Source organism: Pacificimonas sp. ICDLI1SI03 (assembly GCF_054740865.1).
In genome coordinates this window covers 1845077-1867308 of record NZ_JBSQAU010000001.1, presented here as the reverse complement: position 1 = coordinate 1867308, position 22232 = coordinate 1845077, and the positions used below count along the sequence as shown (strand labels likewise).

At 64.2% G+C, this 22232-nt stretch carries 18 protein-coding genes; 12 read left to right on the top strand and 6 right to left on the bottom strand.

Annotation, left to right across the window (positions count from 1 at the left end; genetic code table 11):
• Positions 1-7: 7 nt before the first annotated feature.
• The 3 genes from ACSMXM_RS09095 to addA are packed head-to-tail and all read left to right on the top strand — an operon-like array spanning position 8 to position 7076.
• Entirely contained in the window at positions 8-760 is a 753-nt protein-coding gene (locus ACSMXM_RS09095; protein ID WP_460315635.1) for a nucleotidyltransferase family protein, read from the top strand.
• Positions 750-3680, top strand: coding sequence for a double-strand break repair protein AddB (addB, locus tag ACSMXM_RS09090; protein ID WP_460315634.1), 2931 nt, complete (start codon positions 750-752; stop codon positions 3678-3680). Before ACSMXM_RS09095 ends, addB begins: the two co-directional genes overlap by 11 nt.
• Before the next feature lie 54 nt (positions 3681-3734).
• Positions 3735-7076 carry a double-strand break repair helicase AddA gene (addA, locus tag ACSMXM_RS09085; RefSeq protein ID WP_460315633.1) on the top strand — a complete coding sequence of 1114 codons (3342 nt, stop codon included), beginning with the start codon at positions 3735-3737 and terminating at the stop codon, positions 7074-7076.
• A 145-nt stretch (positions 7077-7221) separates the two neighbouring features.
• Here the strand turns inward: addA and ACSMXM_RS09080 are convergent, their stop codons facing one another.
• Positions 7222-8103: a c-type cytochrome gene (locus ACSMXM_RS09080; RefSeq protein WP_460315632.1), complete on the bottom strand. Its 882-nt coding sequence runs from the start codon at positions 8101-8103 to the stop codon at positions 7222-7224.
• Here ACSMXM_RS09080 and ACSMXM_RS09075 point away from each other — a divergent pair.
• Positions 8102-8995, top strand: coding sequence for a prephenate dehydratase (locus tag ACSMXM_RS09075; RefSeq protein ID WP_460315631.1), 894 nt, complete (start codon positions 8102-8104; stop codon positions 8993-8995). The two genes, ACSMXM_RS09080 and ACSMXM_RS09075, sit on opposite strands and share 2 nt — an antisense overlap.
• Positions 8996-9057: 62 nt before the next feature.
• Here ACSMXM_RS09075 and sppA read toward each other — a convergent pair whose 3' ends face one another.
• On the bottom strand, positions 9058-10923 hold the full coding sequence (gene sppA / locus ACSMXM_RS09070; protein ID WP_460315630.1) for a signal peptide peptidase SppA: 1866 nt from the start codon (positions 10921-10923) through the stop codon (positions 9058-9060).
• A 216-nt stretch (positions 10924-11139) separates the two neighbouring features.
• On the opposite strand from sppA, the gene groES reads away from it, so the two are divergent.
• Both groES and groL read left to right on the top strand, forming a co-directional pair.
• Complete coding sequence (groES, locus tag ACSMXM_RS09065) at positions 11140-11427, top strand: co-chaperone GroES (protein WP_460315629.1); 288 nt, start codon at positions 11140-11142, stop codon at positions 11425-11427.
• 53 nt (positions 11428-11480) lie between these two features.
• Positions 11481-13133 carry a chaperonin GroEL gene (groL, locus tag ACSMXM_RS09060; RefSeq protein ID WP_460315628.1) on the top strand — a complete coding sequence of 551 codons (1653 nt, stop codon included), beginning with the start codon at positions 11481-11483 and terminating at the stop codon, positions 13131-13133.
• A gap of 70 nt (positions 13134-13203) precedes the next feature.
• On the opposite strand, the gene ACSMXM_RS09055 is transcribed toward groL, so the two are convergent.
• Positions 13204-14079, bottom strand: coding sequence for a copper resistance protein B (locus ACSMXM_RS09055; protein WP_460315627.1), 876 nt, complete (start codon positions 14077-14079; stop codon positions 13204-13206).
• Positions 14076-15845: a copper resistance system multicopper oxidase gene (locus tag ACSMXM_RS09050; protein ID WP_460315626.1), complete on the bottom strand. Its 1770-nt coding sequence runs from the start codon at positions 15843-15845 to the stop codon at positions 14076-14078. The genes ACSMXM_RS09055 and ACSMXM_RS09050 overlap by 4 nt, the downstream gene beginning before the upstream one ends.
• Positions 15846-15920: 75 nt before the next feature.
• Between ACSMXM_RS09050 and ACSMXM_RS09045 the strand changes: the two genes are divergently transcribed.
• The 4 genes from ACSMXM_RS09045 (at position 15921) to ACSMXM_RS09030 (ending at position 18933) form a co-directional block, all read left to right on the top strand.
• Positions 15921-16196: a metal-sensitive transcriptional regulator gene (locus ACSMXM_RS09045; RefSeq protein WP_460315625.1), complete on the top strand. Its 276-nt coding sequence runs from the start codon at positions 15921-15923 to the stop codon at positions 16194-16196.
• Position 16197: 1 nt separating this feature from the next.
• A complete protein-coding gene (locus ACSMXM_RS09040) occupies positions 16198-16683 on the top strand; it encodes a DUF305 domain-containing protein (protein WP_460315624.1) in 486 nt (161 codons plus the stop codon).
• The gene (locus ACSMXM_RS09035) at positions 16680-17423 is read left to right on the top strand and encodes a MauE/DoxX family redox-associated membrane protein (RefSeq protein ID WP_460315623.1); all 744 of its coding nucleotides are present in this window, start codon (positions 16680-16682) and stop codon (positions 17421-17423) included. The genes ACSMXM_RS09040 and ACSMXM_RS09035 overlap by 4 nt, the downstream gene beginning before the upstream one ends.
• Positions 17424-17541: 118 nt before the next feature.
• Complete coding sequence (locus ACSMXM_RS09030; protein WP_460315622.1) at positions 17542-18933, top strand: MATE family efflux transporter; 1392 nt, start codon at positions 17542-17544, stop codon at positions 18931-18933.
• Between the two features lie 71 nt (positions 18934-19004).
• Here the strand turns inward: ACSMXM_RS09030 and ACSMXM_RS09025 are convergent, their stop codons facing one another.
• On the bottom strand, positions 19005-19328 hold the full coding sequence (locus ACSMXM_RS09025; RefSeq protein WP_460315621.1) for a hypothetical protein: 324 nt from the start codon (positions 19326-19328) through the stop codon (positions 19005-19007).
• A 142-nt stretch (positions 19329-19470) separates the two neighbouring features.
• Between ACSMXM_RS09025 and ACSMXM_RS09020 the strand changes: the two genes are divergently transcribed.
• Entirely contained in the window at positions 19471-20046 is a 576-nt protein-coding gene (locus tag ACSMXM_RS09020; RefSeq protein ID WP_460315620.1) for a class I SAM-dependent methyltransferase, read from the top strand.
• Between the two features lie 56 nt (positions 20047-20102).
• Here the strand turns inward: ACSMXM_RS09020 and ACSMXM_RS09015 are convergent, their stop codons facing one another.
• Positions 20103-21059: an MlaA family lipoprotein gene (locus tag ACSMXM_RS09015; protein WP_460315619.1), complete on the bottom strand. Its 957-nt coding sequence runs from the start codon at positions 21057-21059 to the stop codon at positions 20103-20105.
• Between the two features lie 177 nt (positions 21060-21236).
• Here ACSMXM_RS09015 and ACSMXM_RS09010 point away from each other — a divergent pair, with 177 nt between their 5' ends.
• On the top strand, positions 21237-22169 hold the full coding sequence (locus tag ACSMXM_RS09010; RefSeq protein WP_460315618.1) for an ArsR/SmtB family transcription factor: 933 nt from the start codon (positions 21237-21239) through the stop codon (positions 22167-22169).
• The last annotated feature ends 63 nt before the right edge of the window (positions 22170-22232 follow it).

Below are 22232 nucleotides of genomic sequence, written 5' to 3'. Positions count from 1 at the left end.
GCCGCCCATGAAGAAGCCGATGTCCCTGCGTCCCAGGGTGCAGGCCGATATGCCACGCGCGGGGATGTTGCTGTCGGCGGGTCTGGGCAGGCGCATGCGGCCGCTGACCGCGACCCGCCCCAAGCCGCTGATTTCCGTCAACGGCAAGGCGCTGATCGATTATGCGCTGGAAAGTTACAAGCGGGCGGGCGTCGACCGGGTCGTCGTCAATACGCACTATCTGGCCGGGCAGGTCGAGGCGCATGTCAGGCGGGTGAACCATGGCCTGGACATCCATCTGTCCGACGAGCGTGACGAGTTGCTGGAAACCGGCGGCGGCTGCAAGAAGGCGCTGCCCCTGATCGGGGCGGACCCGTTTTTCGTCAGCAATAGCGACAATATCCTGATTGACGGGCCGATGGATGCCCTGGCGCTGCTGGCGGAAAGGTGGAAACCGGAGCAGATGGATGCCCTGCTGCTGCTGGTGCCGCTGGCGCGGGCGCATGGCTATAATGGCAATGGCGATTTCCGCATGTCGGGAACGGGGCAGCTGGCCCGCCAGAGCGGTACGCGCATTGCACCCTTCATCTATTCCGGAACGCAGATTGTGAAGGCGTCGCTGTTCGAGGATACGCCGGAGGGGCCATTCTCCTTTAACCTGATCTGGGACCGCCTGATCGAAACGGGGCGGCTATATGGCATGTCGCACCAGGGCCAATGGTATCATGTCGGAACACCGGAAGCGGTAAAACAGACGGAAGAATTGCTGCGTGAGGCGTAAGCCCTCAGTTTTTTCCATTCCCCCCGAGGGCGCGTTTGCCGACCGCCTTGCCAAAGGATTGCTGGCCGGTTTCCCATTTGACGGGGAAGCGGGCGAATTGGGGCTGGCGCGGACATTGGTGGTCCTGCCCAACCGGCGTGCGGTTCGATCCGCCCGGGACGCCTTCGTGCGGGCGGCGGGCGGTGCCCTGCTGCTGCCGCGGCTGACGGCGCTGGGCGATCTGGATGACGATCTGACGCCGGGCGCGCTGGTCGATGCCGACCTGTTTTCAGGCGCGCCCGCCATTGATGTGCAGGAGCGGACATTCCGCCTGATGCCCCTGGTCGAACGCTGGCAGACGGCGACGGGCAAGCGTCGCGCAAAGGTCGAGACGCTGAGATATGCCGAGGCGCTGGGCCGCGCACTCGACCTGATGCAATTATACGAGGTTGCGCCCGACGGGCTGGAAGGCGCGGTCGACCAGGACATGGCCGTCCACTGGCAGCAGACCGCCCAATTTCTGGACATCGTGCGGCAGCAATGGCCGCAGGCACTGCGCGCGGCGGGCATGACAGACCGGGTGGCGCAGCGGCAGGCGTTGTTGCGGCGGCTGGCCAAGGATTGGAGCGAGCGCCCGCCAGCCTATCCCGTCATTGCCGCCGGTATCGCCAGTGCGGAGCCAGCGGCCGCGGCCTTTCTGGGGCAGGTGGCGCGCTTGCCGCAGGGCGCGGTCGTGCTGCCGGGTCTGGACATGATCATGCCGGACGCGGCGTGGGAGGACCTGTCGCCTGCCGATCCACACCCGCAGGTGCCGCTGAAACTGATGATGGACGGCATGTCCGTGGCCCGGGGCGAGGTGGCGGCCTGGCCGGTGGACAGCGACATGGACGGCCCGGAGTTGCGGCATGAGGTGCTGTCGGCGGCGTTCATGGCGCCCGACCTCACGGCGGGATGGCGGACGCTGGACCTGCCCGCCGATGCGGCGGATGGACTGGCCCGGATAGAAGTGCGCGGGCCCGCGGAGGAGGCGCTGGCGGTTGCGCTGGCATTGCGGCGGGCGCTGGAAACACCCGAAAGAACCGCTGCGCTGGTGACGCCCAATCGCGATCTGGCGCGGCGCGTAGCGGCGCAGATGCGGCGATGGGGCGTCGAGATCGACGATTCCGCCGGTACGCCCCTGTCCTTGACACCGCCGGGCGTGTTTCTGCGGCTGGCGCTGGAGGCGGCGGCGTCCGGCTTTGCGCCCGTGCCATTGATGGCGCTGTTGAAGCATCCACTGGCGGGGCCGGGAGAAGGACGGACCGAATGGCTGCGCCGGGTGCGGCAGCTGGATCTGGCATTGCGCGGAGTTCGCCCGGCGCGGGGATTGCAGGGGACGAGGAACCGGATTTTCACCGCGCTGAAGAGCGATGTGCCGGCGCGCGATGCGCTGATCGACTGGTGGGATGCCGAGGTTGCGCCGCCGCTGCGCGCGCTTGCGGAACTGTTTCAGCGCCGCCGCACGGGTGATCTGGCCGGCGCGGCGGCGAAGCTGCGCGATCTGGTCGGAGATTTTTCGGACGAGCGATTCTGGAACGGCGTGGCGGGCCGGGCTGCGGCGGATATATTGGCGGATCTGGAACGGCATGGCGCGGTTGCCGGCCCCGCGCCGTCCACGGACCTGCCCGCCCTGCTGGGTGCGGTGATGGAGGGTGTCGCGGTGCGGCCCCTATATGGGCGTCATCCTCGTCTGGCGATCTATGGCCTGTTGGAGGCGCGGCTGCAGCGTGCGGACGTGATGATCCTGGCGGGCCTGTCGGAGGGTGTGTGGCCGCCCGCCGCCGCCTTCGACCCATGGCTGCCGCCCAAGGTGCGCGCGGCGCTGGACCTGCCGCCGACCGATCGGGCGCTTGCGCTGTCAGCGCATGATTTCGTTTCTGCCTGCGGTGCGAAGCACGTGTTGCTGGTGCGTGCGACGCGCGATTCCAGCGCGCCGACCGTGGCGTCGCGATTCTGGCTGCGGCTGGAGGCGTTGCTGGGCGATGCGCTGGAAGAAGACCCGATTGCGACTTTCGTGCCGCAGATCGACACATGCCGCGACCCCAAACCCGCGCCGCGCCCCGAGCCGGTGCCGCCCGCAGCGGAACGACCGAAGCGGATCAGCGTCACGCAGGTCGATGTGCTGGCGGCGGACCCGTACCAATTCTACGCGCGTGAGATGCTGCGCCTGCGGTCGCTGGATGCGCTGGGCGAGGATGCCGGTGCGGCGGAACGCGGCACCATTGTTCACGACTTGATGGAGACGTTGACGCGGGACGGGCTGTTGCAGGACGGCGCGGCGCGGGAAGCCGCCGTCGACAAGGCGTTGAAGGCATATTCCGATCATCCGCTGCTGATGGCCCTGTGGAAGCCGCGCGTTCTGAGAATGTTGAGCTGGGCGGCGGAACACATGAGGGCGTGCGATGCAGAGGGCTGGCGTGTCGCCGGGGTTGAGAAGGCGGGCCAGATGAATGTCGCTGGCGTCACGCTGAAGGGCAAGGCGGACGTCATCTTTCGGAACGGCGAGCGACTGTCGATCGCCGATTACAAGACCGGCGCGCCGCCGACGCAGGACCGGATCCTGCGCGGCTATGCCGACCAGCTGGCGCTGCTGGCCTGGCTGGCGTGCAAAGGCAATCTGGACGATGTTCCCCCATTGCCGGTGGCGGAGATTGCGTATTGGCGTTTGTCGGGCGGCAAGACCGAAGGATCGGTCGTGTCGAGCCGCGACAAATATAAAAAGGCCTGGGGTCAGCTGGACGATTATTTCGACGAAGCGGAACAGCGGTTTCGCGAACTGGTCGGTGGATATCTGACGGGAGATCGACCCTTTCCCGCGCGGCTGCAGCCGGAATTCGCACCCTATAGCGACTATAATCTGCTGGCGCGCACGCAGGAGTGGGAGGGGCGCGGCCGTGGCTGAGGGTGTGTCCGTCCGCTATTTCCGGTCTTGCGCCGGTGCAAGGAAGGTCCGTCGATGAGCAAGGCGTTGCTGCCCCTGACATCCTCGCAGGCGGAGGCCGCGCGCCCCGATGTTCATGCCTGGGTTTCGGCTTCCGCGGGGACGGGAAAGACGCAGGTTCTGTCGGCGCGCGTGCTGCGGCTGTTGGTGGGCGGCGCCGATCCTGCGGGCATCATGGCGCTGACCTTTACGAAGGCGGCGGCCGCGGAGATGCAGACGCGCATCCTGGACGTGCTGGCGCGCTGGGTACGGGCGGAGGATGAGGAGATTGCGGCCGATCTGGCGGCGATCGGCGCGCCCCGCGACGAGGAGACGCTGCTGCGGGCGCGGACATTGTTCGCACATGCGCTGGAGGTTCGCGGCGGATTCAAGGTGCAGACCCTGCACAGTTTCGCGGCGGCCCTGCTGGCGGCGTTTCCGGTAGAGGCGGGCGTCACACCGGGCTTTGCGACGCTGGACGACAGATCGGGCGCGCAGTTGAGGCGGCAGGTGCTGGAAGAGGCGGTGACGGACGCTGCCGCCGACGGGGATGATGCCTTTTTGGCGGATCTGGCGGCGCTGGCCGTGCAGCATGGCGATGCGCGGACGGAGGAAATCGTCGGCAGCCTGCTGCGCGAGCGGCGCGCGCTGCTGGATCTGCGCTCTCCTGAGGCGGCACTGGCGGCGGTCCGTGCGGCGCTGGGGCTGCCGCGAACGGGCACGGCAGAGGATATAATGCGGCAGGCGATCGACGCCGATGCAGGCTTGGAGGATGCCGTAGCGGCCTTTGCCGCCAGCCTGAACGCCTGGGGGCGCAAGACCGGCCTGGAAAGGCTGGACAAGGTCAGCCTGTTTCAGCTTGCCGCGCCAGCAGAGCGGGTGGCGGCGCTGGAGCATTTATGTTCCGCGCTGTTTACCGCGGGCGGGGCAGGGCCGCCCTATAAGGCCAATTCTGCTTTGAACGGTGCCGATGATGCGCTGGTGGCGCGGATCGAGCCGCTGCGTGCCTGCAGATGGGCGCTGGATCTGGCCGATGTGGCGGCGCTGCACCTGCGCGTGGGGCAGGCCGTGGCGGCACGCTATCAGGCGGCGAAGGAACGCCAGGGCGCGCTCGATTTCGCCGACCTGATCGATGAGGCCGCGCGGCTGCTGTCCGACCTGTCCTCTGCCTGGGTATTGTACAAGCTGGATCAGCGTATCGAGCATGTGCTGGTCGACGAGGGGCAGGATACGAATGCGGCGCAGTGGCGGATCGTCGATGCCCTGACGGAAGAATTCTTTGCCGGCATTGGCGCGGACGCGGAGGTGGAATCACGCCCGCGCACGAAATTCGCGGTGGGCGATTTCAAGCAGGCGATCTTTGGCTTTCAGGGTTCGGAGCCGGATGAGTTTGCGGGCGCGCGGGAGCGGACGGCGGCGGCGGCCAACGCGGCGGGTCATAGGTTCATCGATGTCGATCTGGACATGTCCTTTCGATCGGGAAAGGCCGTTCTGGCCGTCGTCGATCAGGTTCTGAAGCAACTGACGCCCGCGGCCCTTGGCATTCAGCGTCCCGATTTTCCCCGGCATGAGCCGCACCGGGCAGATGCGGCAGGGGCGGTGACGCTGTGGCCCCGGTTGATGGACGAGGACGGCAACGTCCCGGAGGCCTATCGCGAGCGGCCGGAACGGGAATTGGCGCGGCGTATCGCGGATCAGATCCACGGCTGGCTGCGCGATGGCCGGTTCGTGCCTTCGCGCGGGCGAGCGGTAGAGGCGCAGGACATCATGATCCTGGTGCGCAGTCGCGGCGATCTGGTGCCGGAACTGGTCGCGGCGCTGCATGCCGCGGGCGTTGATGTGGCCGGTGCCGACCGGCTGCGCCTGACATCGCCCATCGTGGTTCAGGATTGTCTTGCGCTGGTACGATTCGCTCTGCAGCCGAATGACGAACTGGCGCTTGGCGAGCTGCTGGTGTCGCCGTTTCTGGGCTGGTCGCAAGACGAGCTTTATGCGCTGGCCTATCGTCGCGGGCCGCGCGTACCCCTGTGGTCAGCGCTGCGCGATGCGACGGATGAGAAAAGCCGCGCGGCCACTGCCTGGCTGTCCGAGATATTGGACATGGCGGATTTCATGACGCCCTACGACATGCTGGAAACAATGCTGTCGGGGCCGCTGGGCGGGCGCGCGAAGCTGTTGTCGCGTCTGGGGGAGGAAGCGCGCGATCCGCTGGAGGAGCTGTTGTCGCAGGCCTTGCAGTTCGAGCGCACGGCCGCGCCGTCGCTGCAGGGATTTCTCGACTGGATCGCCGCAGCAGACGATATCGATATAAAGCGCGACCCTGACGCCCCATCCAACGCCGTCAGGATCATGACGGTGCATGGCGCAAAGGGGCTGCAGGCGCCCATCGTCATCATGGCCGATGCAGCAAAGGCGCGCGCGGGCACGCACCGGATCAGCCATTTGATGGCGGGCGATCCCAGGCTGCCCATCCATGGTTTTTCCAAGGGGACGCTGCCCGAAATCCTGCAGGCCGAATATGATCGGCGGGAGAGGGAGGAACGCGAGGAAAGCCTGAGGCTGCTATATGTCGCGATGACGCGGGCGGAGGATTATCTTTACGCCGGCGGCCTGCCGCCCGGGCGCGGCGGCGACGTGACCTGGTACGATATCATGAAGAATGCGCTGGCCGACCTGCCGACGGAGGAGCCGGTTAGCGAGCTGTGGGGTGGGCAGGAATTGCGGCATGTCAGCGGCGTCGAAGCGGCGACGGAACGGCGCGCAGATTCTGTGCGATCTGCGGTCCCACTGCCGGATTGGGTGCGTCAGGCGGCGCCGCCAGAGGCACGGCCACCGCGTCCGTTGTCCCCCTCAGCGCCGGAAGATGAGAGCAATTTGCCGCCGCCCGGCCCCCAGTTGGAACTTGCGGCGCTGCGCGGCCGGTTGATGCACAGCTTGTTCGAGAAGCTGCCCGCCCTGCCGGAGGCGGAACGCGAGTCGGCGGCGAAGCGGTGGCTGGCGTCGCGCGTGGCGGGAACGACTCTCGATGCGGACCTGCTGGCACGAGAGGTGCTGGCGGTGATGCGCGATCCGGCGAACAGCGACCTGTTCGGACCCGATGCGCTCGCCGAGGCGCCGATCAGCGCCGTCGTGGGAGAGGATGTTATTGCAGGGACCATCGACGTCCTGCTGGTCGATGAGAGGCGCGTGCGAATCGTCGATTTCAAGACGGACCGAAACGCGCCGAAGGGCGAGGCGGAGGTGCCAGACCGTCACCGACGGCAAATGGCACGATATGCGGCGGCGCTGGAGCGGATCTTCCCTGGACGATCTGTGGAGGCTGGCCTGCTCTATACCGCAGGGCCGCGTGTGATCTGGCTGCCGAATAGGAGCGGCTGACGCTGACTGACAGCCATTACGGCGCGAAAGTCAGACAGATAGAGGCGTGGTGCGCTCAAGGAGGGGCGGCTGATAGAGGCGAGAGGACGCCGGGGACATCGGCATTTTGGTCATGCCGATGTTCCCGTGGCAAGGGAGCGCGGTGCTACTCCTCCGTGTCCTGATTTTCCGCTGCCGGGCCGCCAACATTGCTGTTGGGAACGCGAGCGGCTTCCTCTTCCTCTGCGGCGGGGACGTCGGGGGCCTTGCCCTCTTCCGGGCCGGTTCCTTCGGGGTCTTCGCCTTCGCCTTCAGCAGCGCCTTCTTCGCCCTCGACAGCCGCGCCGTCTTCACCCTCGCCTTCGGCAGCGGGTTCCGGGGGGGCGGGGTAGGGCAGGTTGGAGCCGAGTTCATTCAGATAGGCGAACAGATCGGCACGGTCGGCAGCGCGGCTGATGCCCGCGAACGCCATGATGTTACCGGGGATCGCCGCCTTTGGATTGGCGATATATTCGTTCAGCATTTCGAACGTCCAATTGCCGCCATGCGATGCCATCGCGTCGGAATAGCTGAAGCCCGCATGGCTGCCGATCGGACGGCCGACTACGCCCCAGAGATTCGGTCCCTGTTTGTTGGGACCGCCCTGCTCGACGGTGTGGCACGTGGCGCACTTCTTGAAAACGTTGGCGCCCTTGGCGGGGTCGGCTTCCTGCAGGGCGAGTGCAATCTCGTCCTCCATCGAAATGCCGTCACCCTCATCGCCGGCCTCTTCCGTCACGCAGCCTTCTTCGCCGCATGGCAGATAGCCCATCGTTTCGGGGCGATCCTGAGGGAAAGCAAAGCCAGTGGCGATGCCAAGTCCCAGGACGGCAATGGCGGCGGCCAGCAGCCAGCCGAAAATCTTGTTCCACTCGAAACTGTCCACGAAATATCCCTGTGCCGTTGGCGCTGTCTGAAAGGAGTTGCGGCCCCCATAGAAGAGGGGGCGGCGCTTGCCAAGCACCTGCGACTTGACGGCGCGCCACTTCTTGGGCCTGAAGGCGCGCATGGAGACCTATCCGCCCGCCGCACACGCCCTCGTAGCCGAAATGACCGACGCCGCCAATGCCGCGCCGCAGCGCGCCATTTCCTTTCAGGGCGCGCCCGGCGCCTATTCGCATCAGGCGGTGCGGGAATTATTTCCGGATATGCAGCCGCTGCCGTGCTTTACCTTTGCCGACGCCATCGCCGCGGTTCAGGAGGGGCGCGCGAAAACGGCGGTGATTCCCATCGAAAATTCACTGCATGGCCGCGTCGCCGACATTCATTTCCTGCTGCCCGAAAGCGGCCTTCACATTACGCACGAGCATTTCGTGCGCGTTCAACATTGCCTGCTGGCGCTGCCGGGAACGCAATTGAGTGACATAAAGGAAGCGCACAGTCATCCGCAGGCGCTGGGTCAATGCCGTCAGCGCCTGAAGAAATGGGGCATCGCCGCCCGTCCCCAGGTCGATACGGCGGCAAGCGCTGCGCTGGTGCTGGAGGGGCGGGATCCGAGCCGGGCTGCTGTTGCATCGCGCCTGGCGGGCGAGCTGTATGGGCTGGAAGCGATCGAAACCGGGATCGAAGACGCAGCGCACAATACGACGCGATTCGTTGCCCTCTCGCAGGAGCCGGGTGCGCCCCCCGCCGAAGCGGCCGTGATGACGACCCTGACATTCGAAGTGCGGAGCGTTCCAGCCGCGCTGTTCAAGGCGCTGGGCGGTTTCGCCACCAATGGCGTCAACATGACCAAGCTGGAAAGCTATATGCGCGGCGGTCAGTTCACCGCGGCAGAATTCTATGTGGATATAGAAGGGCGGCCCGACGACGAACCCGTCGCGCGCGCGCTGGAGGAACTGGCGCATTTTTCCAAATGGGTCAGGGTGCTGGGCACCTATGAACGGGCGCGGGAACGCTGATCATATCCCGCGCGGGACACGCGGGCAGACCCTATGGTTATTGCGTCCCCGCCGCCCATTAATCAGCGCAGCGCCTTCAGCAGTTCGGCAATATCCTGACGCACGGCAACCGGACGCAGGCCGGTGCATTCCAGGCAGGTCGCCTGAACGCCTGCGCCATTTGCCACTGTAAGTGCCTCCTGCAACTGGCTGACGGCGTTCGCCCGCGAACGCAGCATCGCGAGGTCGAGAGCGGCGCGCGGCGCGGCCTCCTGATCGGCGGAGAAGAAATTTTCGATCAGCTGAATTGCAAAGGGCGGCGGTGTTTCCACATCGACCCGGCGCAGGTCGCCCGTGCCGAAGCCGGCGAGTTCCTCTGCCACGGCAACGGCGTCGTCCAGCGTGCCGAAGCGGTCGACGAGGCCCAATTGCCGTGCGGCACCACCAGACCAGACGCGGCCCTGGGCAATCTGGTCGACGCGGGCCGCGTCCATGTCGCGCGCATCGGCAACAACGCCGAGGAAGCGGCCGTAAATATCTTCGACACCCAGCTGAAACAGCTCCTGCGTTTCGGGGTTCAACCCGCCGAAAATATCGGGCGCGCCCGAATAGGGGGTCGTTTCGATGCCGTCCGTCGTGACGCCGAGATCGGCGAGCGTTCGTTCGAAAGTGGGGATGATGCCGAAAACCCCGATGGAGCCGGTGATCGTCGACGGCTGTGCCAGAATCTGGTCGGCCGCCGTCGCCACCCAATAGCCGCCGGACGCCGCGACGTTGCCGAAGCTGGCGACGATGGGAATCCCCTCTGCCTTGGCGCTGAGCAGGGCCTGGCGAATTTCTTCGGAAGCCATGACGCTGCCGCCGCCTGAATCGATGCGGACGACCAGCGCCTTTATATCGTCGTCGGCGATGGCATCCTCGATCAGATTCGCGATCGTCGTACCGCCCGCCGTTCCCGCAGGCGCCTCTCCATCGACGATGGAGCCGGCCACATAGACGATGCCGACGGCATCGCCCGAGGGTGCGAAGGTGGGGGCGGCACTGTTGCGATATTCGGCATAGTCGATGCCGGAATAGGCGCCGGGCATGTCCTCCTGGCCGGCACCGTAGGTTTCGGCAAGATACTGACCCAGGGCGGTGCGGGTGCCGATCCGGTCGACCATCCTTGCGGCCAGCGCAGCCTGCGCGAAGTCGCCGCCTGCCGCCCGCACATTGCCGGACAGGGCATTGATATAGGCAGGAACGTCGGTGCCCTCTCGCGCAGCCTCCGCATCCTGCAGATATTCGGACCAGATATCGTCGTAGACGGCGCGCAATGCGGCCTCTGCCTCTGGCGAGGCCTCCGTCCGGGTATAGGGTTCGACGAAGCTCTTATAGGTGCCGACACGGAAAACGTTGATGTCGACATTCAGCTTGTCGAGGGCATCGGCGAAATAGAGCTGTGAACCGCCGGGGCCGCCAAGAACCACCTGTCCCAGCGGGTTCAGCCAGACCTGATCCGAATGTGCGGCGAGGAGCCACGAGGCGTCGAAATAGGCGGTGGCATAGGAGTACACCTTCTTGTCGGCAGCGCGGAATTCCGCCAGCGCATCCGAGACAGCCTGCACGTCGGCCTGACCGCCGCCGAAAAAGCCGTCGAGGTCGAGAAGGATCGCCTGGATCCTGTCATCGTCCCGCGCTGCGTGAATGTTGGCGATCAGCTCGGCCGTTTCGATCTCGCCCGAAGGAAGGGGGTTCGCGATAAGGTCGAGCGGGTCCACCTGCTGCGCCTGCGTCACCAGAAATCCGGAAAGCGGAATGGTGAGGACGCCGCCATCGGGCACGCTGACAGCATCGTCGCCGGTCGACCGCAGCGCGAGAATACCAAGGAAGATCATCACCATCAGCAAAAGGACGAGAAAGTCCTTTACGCCGACCAGGAAATGCCAGAACCCCTTGATCAATGCCATTACGGAACGCCTTTAATATCTGTCATTTCGTGATGTAGCACCGCGGGACGCGACGTCCACCCTGGCGGAACGCCGAACAGGTCATCCGTCATTAAAAATTCTTGCGCCCCAGCGTTGACAGAGCGCCCGCCGCTCCACATATCGCGTGGTGTTGGCACTCTCATACGGTGAGTGCCAATTCCTTATCTCCACTCAATATAGAAGGGTGACGCAATCATGAACTTCCGTCCTCTGCACGACCGCGTTCTCGTCCGCCGCATCGAGGCCGACGCCAAGACCACGGGCGGCATCATCATCCCCGACACCGCCAAGGAAAAGCCGCAGGAAGGCGAAGTCGTCTCCGCAGGTTCGGGCGCGCGCTCGGAAAATGGCGAGGTTCACCCCCTCGAAGTCAAGACCGGCGACAAGATCCTGTTCGGCAAATGGTCCGGCACCGAAGTGAAGATCGACGGCGAAGACCTGATCATCATGAAGGAAAGCGACATTCTGGGCATCATGTCCTGAAGACAGGCGCTTTCTTCCTGTTTCATTCCAATTCAATCGAAAGGTAGTCACTCATGGCAGCCAAAGACGTAAAATTCGGTCGCGACGCACGTGAACGCATCCTGCGCGGTGTCGATATCCTGGCCGACGCGGTCAAGGTCACGCTGGGTCCCAAGGGCCGTAACGTGGTCATCGAGAAGAGCTTCGGCGCGCCCCGCATCACCAAGGACGGTGTGACGGTCGCCAAGGAAATCGAACTGAAAGACAAGTTCGAGAATATGGGCGCACAGATGCTGCGCGAAGTCGCCTCAAAGACCAACGACATTGCTGGCGACGGCACGACCACCGCGACCGTTCTGGCGCAGGCGATCGTCCGCGAAGGCATGAAGTCGGTATCCGCCGGCATGAACCCGATGGACCTGAAGCGCGGTATCGATCTGGCCGTCACGAAGGTCGTCGAGAACATCCAGTCGCGTTCCAAGCCGGTGGCCGGCAATGCCGAGATCAAGCAGGTCGGCACGATTTCCGCCAATGGCGACACCGAAGTCGGCGACATGATCGCACAGGCCATGGAAAAGGTCGGCAAGGAAGGCGTCATCACCGTTGAGGAAGCCAAGGGCCTCGTCAGCGAGCTGGAGACCGTCGAAGGCATGCAGTTCGATCGCGGCTATCTGTCGCCATATTTCATCACGAACCCCGACAAGATGCTGGCGGAGCTTGAGAATCCGTACATCCTGATCTTCGAGAAGAAGCTGAGCAACCTGCAGGCCATGCTGCCGATCCTGGAAGCTGTCGTGCAGTCCAGCCGTCCGCTGCTGATCATTGCCGAGGACGTCGAAGGCGAAGCACTGGCGACCCTGGTCGTCAACAAGCTGCGTGGTGGCCTGAAGATCGCAGCCGTGAAGGCTCCGGGCTTTGGCGATCGCCGCAAGGCCATGCTGGAGGACATCGCGATCCTGACCGAGGGTCAGATGATCTCCGAAGACCTGGGCATCAAGCTTGAGAACGTCACGCTCGACATGCTGGGTTCGGCGAAGAAGGTCACGATCGACAAGGACAACACCACGATCGTCGATGGTGCCGGTTCGGAAGAGGGCATCAAGGCCCGCGTCGAGCAGATCCGCGCGCAGATCGAGACGACCACGTCCGATTACGACAAGGAAAAGCTGCAGGAGCGTCTCGCGAAGCTGGCTGGCGGCGTTGCCGTCATCAAGGTTGGCGGTGCATCCGAAGTCGAAGTGAAGGAAAAGAAGGACCGCGTCGACGACGCGCTGCACGCAACCCGTGCTGCCGTTGAAGAAGGCATCGTTCCGGGCGGTGGTACCGCTCTCCTTTACGCCACGAAGGCACTGGAAGGCCTGGAAGGCGCCAATGACGACCAGACGCGCGGCGTCGACATCGTTCGCAAGGCGCTGACCGCTCCGGTTCGTCAGATCGCCCAGAATGCTGGTTTCGACGGTGCCGTCGTTTCGGGCAAGCTGATCGATGGCAAGGACGACAGCTTCGGCTTCAACGCCGCGACCGACACCTATGAAGACCTGGTGAAAGCCGGTGTTGTCGACCCGACCAAGGTCGTTCGCGCTGCGCTGCAGGATGCGGCAAGTGTCGCTGGCCTGCTGATCACGACCGAAGCCACGGTCGCCGAGCTGCCGGAAGACAAGTCCAGCGGCGGCGGCATGCCCGACATGGGCGGCATGGGCGGCATGGGCGGCGGCATGGGCTTCTAAGCCCCCGCTAACCGAGCCCAGGCTCAATGAAGAAGGCCCGGAAGGTACCCCCTTCCGGGCCTTTTTTTGTTCAGAACCAGGTGCGGACGCCGAGCAGAAAATAGCCGCTCGATGCGCTTTCGCCCGCGGCGCGCACCCTGTCGGCGGTGCCGCCAAGATGCCTTTCCCATTCGACGCCGACATAGGGGGCAAACTCGCGCGCGAATTCATATCTGAGGCGCACGCCTGCGGTCAGCCTGGTCGGGCCGCTGCCGAGGGAGCGACGCTCCACGCTTTGGGCCGACACATCGAGTTCGACGCGCGGCTGCAGGATCAGCCGCTGGTTGATGCGCTGGTCATACTCCGCCTCTAACCGCGCAGTGAAGTCACCTTGATCGGACAGGAAGGCGGCGGCGTCGACCTCGAACATATAAGGCGCCAGCCCCTGCAGGCCGAGAACGAGGTGCGCGCGGGAATCTGGTTCGATGTCATAGCGCACGCCGGATTGCAGGTCGAACCACGGGCCGATGGCATGGCTCCACAGCGCCTGAATTTCGGCATCCTCTACCCCATTGTCGAACGCGCCTTCGCCCTCGGTCTTGATCCATAGCTTGTCGAGGTCGCCGCCGGTCCAGCCCTGGGCATCCCATAGATAAAGATCCTGTTGGCCAAAGCGCGCCTCCAGTCGTTCCAGCATAATCGTGCTGGTCGTCATGCCGCCATTTTCGTGGGCGAGGCGCTGCCGGGACGCACGCATGGCGTCAGCGCCCCAGATCGCGTCGGCGGCATTTGCGACGGGTTCATCCGCAGATTTCGCGCTGGGCTGCTCGTCCTCCTGAGTGGCGGGCGTCTTGGGCATGTCGTGACCGGCATGAGGGTCGGGCGCATGATGCCCGTCCATGTGCTGAGCCAGTGCAGGCGCCGCGGCGCTGGTCGACAGGAGAAGGGCGAGGATGATGCGCCTCATGATGCCGCTCCCGACAGGGGGCGCACCGTCACTACCTGAAACATGCCGGCGTGCATGTGATAGAGGAGGTGGCAATGAAACGCCCAATCGCCAGGCTCATCTGCGGTCAGGTCGAACGTGGCGGTCCCGCCGGGCTGTACGATCAGCGTGTGTTTTCGTGGCTGGCGGTCGTCTTCGACGCCGTTCACAAGCTCAAAGAAGTGGCCGTGCAGGTGGATGGGGTGCGCCATCATGGTGTCGTTGACCAGCTTCACGCGAACGCGCTCGTTCAGTGCAAAGCCTATGGGGTCGTCGCTGACGGCGGAAAATTTCCTGCCGTCGAAGGACCACATATAGCGCTCCATATTGCCGGTCAGATGAATCTCCATCTGCCGCTCCGGCGGCCGCTTTGGGTTTGCATGACGCGCGCGCAGATCGGTGTAGCGCAGAACGCGGTGCGGCACCTGATCCAGGCCCAGACCGGGGAAGCCCATGCGGTCGACCGGGACGGGGGAAACCATGTCGACGCCGGGCCCGGCCTCCACCTGTGGTGGCAGCAGAGAGGTATCGCGCATCCTGTGATTCATCGCGCCATGATCCATTGGCGCGTGGTCCATGGATGCATGATCCATCGGAGCGTGGTTCATGGATGCATGATCCGTCGCATGTGCCGGCGTGGGCTGTTCCATACGCATGTCGGGCATGCCCATATCGACCATGCTGAGCGTAGGGGTTTCCCGCAGCGGCGGTATGGCAGCGCGAGATCCCGGCTGTGACGTCAGGCTTGCCCCCCCCATGCCAGACCGGTCCATCGCCTCTGCCACGATGCGGTGTGCGCCAGCGCCGGGGGTCACGACGATGTCATAGGTTTCTGCGACGCCCAGTTGCAGTTCATCGACCACCACTTCGTCGACATCCTGCCCATCGGCCTGAATCACCGTCAGCGGCGTGCCGGGAATGCGGAAATTGAAGAAGGTCATGGCGCTGCCGTTGATGATGCGCAGCCTGACACGCTCCCCCGGGTTGAACAGATATTCCAGATCGTCGGCAGGGCCGTGGCCGTTGATCAGGAAGGTATAGGTCGATCCCGTCACGTCGCCGATGTCGCGCGGGTCCATGCGCATGCGACCCCATTTCAGGCGCTGCGCCAGATCCATGTCGCCGTTCGTGGCGGTCTGCTTGGTATAGTTGAAATAGCCCTCCGCCAGTTTCAGCTTTCGCATGATCTGATGCGGCGCACGGGGGGTGAATTCGCTGAGAAGGACAATATAATCGCGATCATAGCGGTCGTCGGAGCCATCCGCGGCATCGATGATCAGCGGGCCGTAATGGCCGGCCTGTTCCTGCAGGCCGGAATGGCTGTGCCACCAATAGGTGCCCGCCTGCCGCACCGGGAATTCATAGGTGAATGTCTCGCTAGGGCCGATGCCGGGAAAGCTGACGCCGGGCACGCCATCATATTGAAAGGGCACCAGCAGCCCGTGCCAGTGGATCGAACTCTGTTCCGCCAGCCTGTTCTCCACGTGCAGGCGCACCGTCTGCCCTTCTTTCAACCGGATGAGAGGGCCCGGCACGCTGCCGTTCACCGCCACCGCATGGCCAACGCGCCCGCCGCTCTGAAACCGATGCGCGCCGATCGACAGGCGAATGTCATCGCCCGACAAGGTGCCAAAGCCCTTTGCCGCCATGGCGAGGTCTGCACCCCTGGCCCAGGCGGGCACGGGAAGAAGGGTGGACGCCGACAATAGGGCGGCACCGGACAGAAATTTTCGGCGAGCGAGAATCATTGTAAATTTCCGCAGGTTGCAACGGATCGATCAGTTCATATATACCCCCATAGGGTATATGCAATGAGGGGCCGCATGACCGCGCAGCGCAAGAAGCAGAAGGTGAACCGGCTGAACCGGATTGCGGGGCAGGTGCGTGGTGTCGCGCTGATGGTGGAGGACGACCGGTATTGCATCGACATCCTGAACCAGTTGCAGGCGGTGAAGGCGGCGCTGGCGCGGGCGGAGAGTGAAATCCTGAAGGATCACGCTGCGTGTTGTGTCGCGGATGCCATCGCGTCGGGGGATCAAAAGGAACAGGAACAGAAGTTCCGCGAACTGATTGATCTGATGGAAAGAGCGAGGAGGTAGCATGTCCTACGCACGCTTCGCGGCGATGATCGCCGCCTCTACCGTCATCATGTACGGCCTGATGTACCTGAATACCTATCAGCTGGATCACGTCGAGTTCAGTCAGACGCGCGTCTGGATGGCGGTCTATATGGGCGCGATGATGACGGTGGTCATGCTGGCCTTCATGTTGAAAATGTATGAGAAAACGAAGGTGAACGTGGCGATCTTCGCCGGTGCGGCAATCGTCTTTGCAGGGTCGTTATACCTGCTGCGCAGCCAGGATACCGTCGGCGACGTCGCCTATATGAAGGCAATGATCCCGCATCACAGCATCGCCATCCTGACCAGCGAGCGGGCGAATATCCACGACCCGCGCGTGCGGGAGCTGGCCGACGCCATCATCAAGACCCAGCGCGAGGAAATCGGCGAGATGAAAATGCTGATCGCGGATCTGGAAGCGCAGGGGGAAGACCCGAGCCGCCAGGACAGGGAGGCCGCACAATGACCCGGAAAACGGCGCAGCTATATCGTATGGTGATGGACAAACATGTCTGTCCCTATGGCCTGAAATCGAGGGATCTGCTGGAACGGCAAGGGTATCGGGTGGAGGATCATCACCTGACGACGAGGGCGGAAACCGATGCCTTCAAGGAAGAGCATCAGGTTGAAACCACGCCGCAGACCTTCATCGATGGCAGGCGGATCGGCGGCTATACCGACCTGCGCGCCTATTTCGACAAGCCGGTGAAGAAGGACGGCGAAACCAGCTATCAGCCGGTAATCGCCATTTTCGCCGTTGCGGCGCTGATGGCGCTGGCGACCAGTTGGGCGGCGTTTGGCGAGTTGCTGACAATGCGGGCGGGCGAGTGGTTCATCGCCTTTTCCATGTGTTTCCTGGCGGTGCAGAAGCTGCAGGATGTCCGCAGCTTTTCCACCATGTTCCTGAATTACGACCTGCTGGCGCGGCGCTGGGTGCCCTATGGCTATGTCTATCCCTTTGCCGAGGCGCTGGCCGGCATATTGATGATTTCGGGGGCCCTGACGTTCATTTCCGCCCCCGTCGCATTGTTCATCGGGACGATTGGGGCAGTCAGCGTCTTCAAGGCGGTTTATGTCGACCGGCGGGAGCTGAAATGCGCCTGCGTCGGCGGCGCCAGCAATGTACCGCTGGGTTTCGTGTCGCTGACGGAAAATCTGATGATGGTGGTAATGGGTATCTGGATGCTGACGAAGAGCGCGATGTGACCGCACCGAGGCGCGATTGAGCGTTGCGATTTCGCGCGTGGCCGACTGGGATGCATGCGTCACGCCGCCCCACCTCGCGGGCTCTTCCAATCGCCGCCTGCCTGCGTAAGGCGGCTGCATGCCGGGAAATGCCAAACTAGTCAGCGGATCGATCCGCCGCCATTTGTGGGAACAGACGGCGCCCATGCTGCTGGGTGTCGCCAGCATCGTGTCGGTCGGCATCGTCGATGCCTATTTCGTCGGCCAATTGGGGCCGGCGCCGCTTGCGGCGATCAGCTTCGTATTCCCCGTCACGCTGGCGCTGACCAGCCTGGGCGTGGGCGTGCTGGTGGGAATCAATTCCGTCGTGGCGCGCGCATTGGGGGCGGGTGATTCCGACCTGGCGGCATGCCGGGCGGTGCAGGGGGTCGCGCTGGCGGGTTTGTTCGGGCTGGCGACCGCGGTGCTGCTGTACCTGCTGCAGGATCCCATATTCGCCCTGATGGGTGCGAAGGGTGAGCTGCCAGCGCTGATAGAAGCGTACATGTTCCCCTTCGCCTGCGGTTTTCCCTTTCTGCTGATGAGCATGGGCGCAAATGGCGTCCTGAGAGCGCAGGGCCTCGCCAGCGATTCGGCCATCATCCTTGGAACGATGGCGACGGCGAACTGGCTGCTGGACCCCCTGTTGATCGCAGGGTGGGGGCCTGCGCCCGCATTGGGCATAGCCGGGGCGGCCTATGCCTCCGCCATCTCCTTCGTCCTGGCCGGGGCCGTCGGGCTGTATTTGGCGGGGCGCAGTGCATTGGGCCTGCATCCATCCATGCTTGGCCGTAGGGACTGGAAACCGGGCGTGCTCGCCATTGCAAAAATTGGCGGTCCCGCGGCCTTGTCGAATTCCATCAATCCCGTCGGCCTGAGCATCCTGACCGCCCTGCTGGCCAATTTCGGTGATGCGACCGTCGCCGCCTTCGGCGTTGCCGGACGCATTCAGACATTTGCGGTCGTGCCGCTTCTCGCCATGTCGTCGGCGATCGGTGCGATCGTGGGGCAGAATTGGGGAGCGGGACAGCCGGACCGGTCGCGGCTGGCGCTGCGCGAGGCGTCGCTTGCCTCAGTAATCTACGGGCTGGCGATCGCGGCGCTGCTGGTGATGTTTCGCGACCAGGCGGCGGGAATATTTTCCGACGAACCGAGCGTGATCGCGCAGATCGGCAACTATCTGAAAATCGCCGCATGGGGCTTTGCGGGCTATGGCATCGTCATCGTCACCAATGGCGCGCTGAATGCGGTGGACCGGGCGACGACGGCGATGATCGTCAGCATCGTCCGGGTGGCGGCCGTCATGATACCCGCCGCCCTGATCGGCCGCGCCCTGGCAGGGGAAACCGGCATCTATGCGGCTGAACTGGCGGCCAATCTGATCGGCGCGGCGCTGTCCTACTTCATCGGCCTGCGGGCACTGTCGGATCGGGCATCCCCACCCGCGAAGAGCGGCGGGGCGCAGCAGGCAGACCCAGCGCCGACGGCCTAGCAAAAAGGCCGTCGCGCCCTGAGTGGGTGCGGCGGCCTTCCCTGTTTAGTCCGGGCGGTAGCCCCGGGGAATTACATCTCTTCTTCGTTGAGATCCGCTTCCATCTCGTCAATTTCGGCGTCGACACTGGTGGCCGCGTCAGCTGCTGCCGCGTCCATTTCATTGCCCATTTCGTCGAATTCGGCGCCCATCTCGTCGCTCATCTGGTCGAGATCCTGGCCCATTTCGTCCATGCCGGCTTCCATATCGTCGATGGCGGCCTGGCCAGCCATTTCGGATTCTTCGCCTGCCGCTTCCAGATCGTTTTCCACGGCACTGTCGGAATCGCCACAAGCGGAGAGGCCAAGTCCGGCCACGAGCACGGCGGCGGCGAAGCCCTTGGTCAGGTTGGTCATTGATATTTCCCTAAAACTGGTTGTCATATGCCGAGGCATTGCGTGCCAAAGCGGGCACACTTTGCCAAAGTGCGCGCAGAATGAAAGGATTTTCATGCGGCTCTGGTCCGAGCGAATATTCCCAGGCCTATGCGACCGGGCGATGGCCGTGCCGGCGCTGCAGGAACGACGCCGCCATATGCTCGCCCATGTGGCGGGGCGCGTTCTGGAAATCGGGTTCGGGACCGGCCTGTCAGCGGCGCTCTATCCGCCAGCCGTTCGCGAACTGGTCGCGGTCGAGCCGTCGGAAGGGATGAACGAACGGGGGCGGCGTCGCGCCGGGGCAGCGTCCGTCCCCGTCACCTTCTTGCCGGGGACGGCGGAGGCTTTACCGTTCGATGCAGCAGAGTTCGACCATGTAACGTGCAGCCTGACGCTGTGCAGCGTTAGCGACCCACAGCGCGCGCTGGCGGAAATCATGCGCGTGTTGAAGCCGGAGGGCCGGTTCCATTTCATGGAGCATGTGCGGTCGGACGTACCGGAGCGCGCCACGTGGCAGGACCGGCTGAACCCGCTGCAACGCATGATCGGCGTGGGCTGCAACATGAACCGGAATACGCCTGCGCTTATTCGCAGCGTCGGTTTTAACCTGCCCCCCGTCGTTCAGGAGATGGAGAGGGCCTTGCCCTTTCCAAAGCTGTTTCCGATCGTGCAGGGCGTGGCGGTCAAGCCGGCATAGCGCCGCGCCTGTTCGCCTGTCGGGGAGGACCGCAGCGGTCTGGCGCAAGAACCTTATCAGCCACCACCATCTGGCTGAGGTGCCAGAGGCTCCGTTAGGGGTGGGTCCGCAGGAATGTCTTCGACTGGCGTCTCGTCCGGTGGCGCTTCGTCAGCGTTTGTCGGGTTGGAGGGCACTGCTGCGTCCGGCACTGCATCCGGCTGAGGGGCGGTATCGTCTTCGGGAACGAACTCTTCCTCGTCCTCAGGGATGAATTCCTCTTCGGGTACGAATTCCTCGTCCGCCTCGAATGCGCCCTCCTCGCCAAAGCCGTCCTCGGCGATGGGTGGATTGCCGTCGTAGATTTCCATGGTGCGGGCTTGGATATACGCCGATTTCACCGTCGCATATGGGTCCAGCGCGTTCGCAATCAGGGGGTCTGCCGTTTCGACCAATTGCGCGCGAAGGTCGATCACCTCTCCCGCTGCCACACCCCATCGTTCGGTTCGGGAGAGGTCGAGCGTGCGCTTCTGAAAACGGCCCCAGGCGTCGACGCTTCTTTGCGCGCCGAAGCCTACAGCATCGCGCAGCGACGATGGACCCAATATCGGCAGCATCAGGAACGGCCCCGAACCGACACCCCAGGTGGCGAGCGTCTGGCCGAAATCCTCGTCCTGTTCCGGCAGACCAAGTTTGGCAGCACGGTCGGAAAGGCCGAGCACGCCGTAGGTTGAATTGATCGCCAGGCGGTCGACGGCCCTGAATGCGCGTTTGATCTTGCCCTGCAGAAGCGCGTTGAAGAACGACATCGGTTCGCCGACATTGTTCAATGCGTTGGTGATGCCGGTACGCGCGGGCCGGGGGACGACGGCGCGGTATCCTTGGGCGACAGGCTTCAGGACAGCGCCGTCGACGGCATTGTTGAAGCTGAACATGGCGCGGTTGAACCCCTCGGCGGGGTCACCCTCCTGATAGGTGGCCGGGGCTGTCGCACAGGCACCAAGCAATAGGAAGGGCAGAAGTCGGACAATCATTGGCAAACTCACACGGGGCAGTTACGCGCCCTTCTATGCAGCGTCGGGGTAGGGGTCCAGTGACTCCACGGGGGATGCCGCGAACCGGCTGTCGGATGGGTCAGAGCCCTGCGTTCTCCACAAGGAAAATGCCGATCCTGATTGACATATAAAGATATCTTTATATGTGCTGGGGGCATGCTTTCGCTGATCGACATTCTCCGTGCGCTGGCGGACCCGACGAGACTGCGCATCGCGCGGCTGGCGCGGCGCATGGAGCTGACCGTCGGTGAACTGGCGAGCGTGCTGGAGCAATCGCAGCCCCGCGTGTCGCGCCATGTGCGTATATTGGGCGAGGCGGGGCTGGTCGAGCGTCACAAGGAAGGGTCGTGGGTTTTCGTCCGCTTTGCGGGCGGCGAACTGGCCGCGCATGTCGGCGCGCTGCTGGACGCGGCCGAGCCGCCGGAGGACGATATAGGCCGGTTGGAGGCCGTGCGCGGAGAGCGGGTCGAGGAAGCCGAACGCTATTTCGCCGACCATGCCGAGGATTGGGACCGGGTCCGCGCGCTGCACGTCGCTGACAGCGAAGTGGAAGCGGCGATTACGAAGACGCTGGGATCGCGCCCGCTGGGCACCCTGTTGGATATCGGCACGGGGACGGGCCGCATGCTGGAGGTGCTGGCACCCGGCGCGTCGCACGCCATCGGCATCGATCGAAGCGCCGAAATGCTGCGCGCCGCGCGTGGCAAGCTGGAGGCGGCGGGTCTGGGCCAGTGCCAGGTGCGGCAAGGCGACATGTTCGCACTGCCGCAGGCGGATGCGAGTGTCGACACCGTGGTGCTGCACCATGTGCTGCACTTCGCCGATCGACCGCACGCGGCGGTGGCGGAGGCGGCGCGGGTGCTGTCGCCCGGCGGGCGGCTGTTGATCGCCGATTTTGCCCCGCACGACCGCGAGGAATTACGGCGGAACCACGCGCATGTGCGCCTGGGCTTCGCCGACGAACAAATGAAGTCCTGGCTGGAAAAGGCCGGACTGAGGCCACTTGCGCCGCAACATCTGGAAGGACCTTTGACCGTGACAATCTGGTTGGCCGAGAGCCCGGATCGCACCGTAGGAGCCGCAGCATGAGCGAGGCTCCCTTTGATGACAGGCAGGTGTCTGCGGGAGGCGCGGCCACCCATAATCCTGCCC

What these genes read in the sequence shown, in the direction of transcription:
- ACSMXM_RS09095 (WP_460315635.1), top strand. Translation starts at nt 8, where the DNA reads ATGAAGAAGCCGATGTCCCTGCGTCCCAGGGTGCAGGCCGATATGCCA.
- addA (WP_460315633.1), top strand. Translation starts at nt 3,735, where the DNA reads ATGAGCAAGGCGTTGCTGCCCCTGACATCCTCGCAGGCGGAGGCCGCG.
- ACSMXM_RS09075 (WP_460315631.1), top strand. Translation starts at nt 8,102, where the DNA reads ATGGAGACCTATCCGCCCGCCGCACACGCCCTCGTAGCCGAAATGACC.
- ACSMXM_RS09080 (WP_460315632.1), bottom strand. Translation starts at nt 8,103, where the DNA reads ATGCGCGCCTTCAGGCCCAAGAAGTGGCGCGCCGTCAAGTCGCAGGTG.
- sppA (WP_460315630.1), bottom strand. Translation starts at nt 10,923, where the DNA reads ATGGCATTGATCAAGGGGTTCTGGCATTTCCTGGTCGGCGTAAAGGAC.
- groES (WP_460315629.1), top strand. Translation starts at nt 11,140, where the DNA reads ATGAACTTCCGTCCTCTGCACGACCGCGTTCTCGTCCGCCGCATCGAG.
- groL (WP_460315628.1), top strand. Translation starts at nt 11,481, where the DNA reads ATGGCAGCCAAAGACGTAAAATTCGGTCGCGACGCACGTGAACGCATC.
- ACSMXM_RS09055 (WP_460315627.1), bottom strand. Translation starts at nt 14,079, where the DNA reads ATGAGGCGCATCATCCTCGCCCTTCTCCTGTCGACCAGCGCCGCGGCG.
- ACSMXM_RS09050 (WP_460315626.1), bottom strand. Translation starts at nt 15,845, where the DNA reads ATGATTCTCGCTCGCCGAAAATTTCTGTCCGGTGCCGCCCTATTGTCG.
- ACSMXM_RS09045 (WP_460315625.1), top strand. Translation starts at nt 15,921, where the DNA reads ATGACCGCGCAGCGCAAGAAGCAGAAGGTGAACCGGCTGAACCGGATT.
- ACSMXM_RS09040 (WP_460315624.1), top strand. Translation starts at nt 16,198, where the DNA reads ATGTCCTACGCACGCTTCGCGGCGATGATCGCCGCCTCTACCGTCATC.
- ACSMXM_RS09035 (WP_460315623.1), top strand. Translation starts at nt 16,680, where the DNA reads ATGACCCGGAAAACGGCGCAGCTATATCGTATGGTGATGGACAAACAT.
- ACSMXM_RS09030 (WP_460315622.1), top strand. Translation starts at nt 17,542, where the DNA reads ATGCCGGGAAATGCCAAACTAGTCAGCGGATCGATCCGCCGCCATTTG.
- ACSMXM_RS09025 (WP_460315621.1), bottom strand. Translation starts at nt 19,328, where the DNA reads ATGACCAACCTGACCAAGGGCTTCGCCGCCGCCGTGCTCGTGGCCGGA.
- ACSMXM_RS09020 (WP_460315620.1), top strand. Translation starts at nt 19,471, where the DNA reads ATGGCCGTGCCGGCGCTGCAGGAACGACGCCGCCATATGCTCGCCCAT.
- ACSMXM_RS09015 (WP_460315619.1), bottom strand. Translation starts at nt 21,059, where the DNA reads ATGATTGTCCGACTTCTGCCCTTCCTATTGCTTGGTGCCTGTGCGACA.
- ACSMXM_RS09010 (WP_460315618.1), top strand. Translation starts at nt 21,237, where the DNA reads ATGCTTTCGCTGATCGACATTCTCCGTGCGCTGGCGGACCCGACGAGA.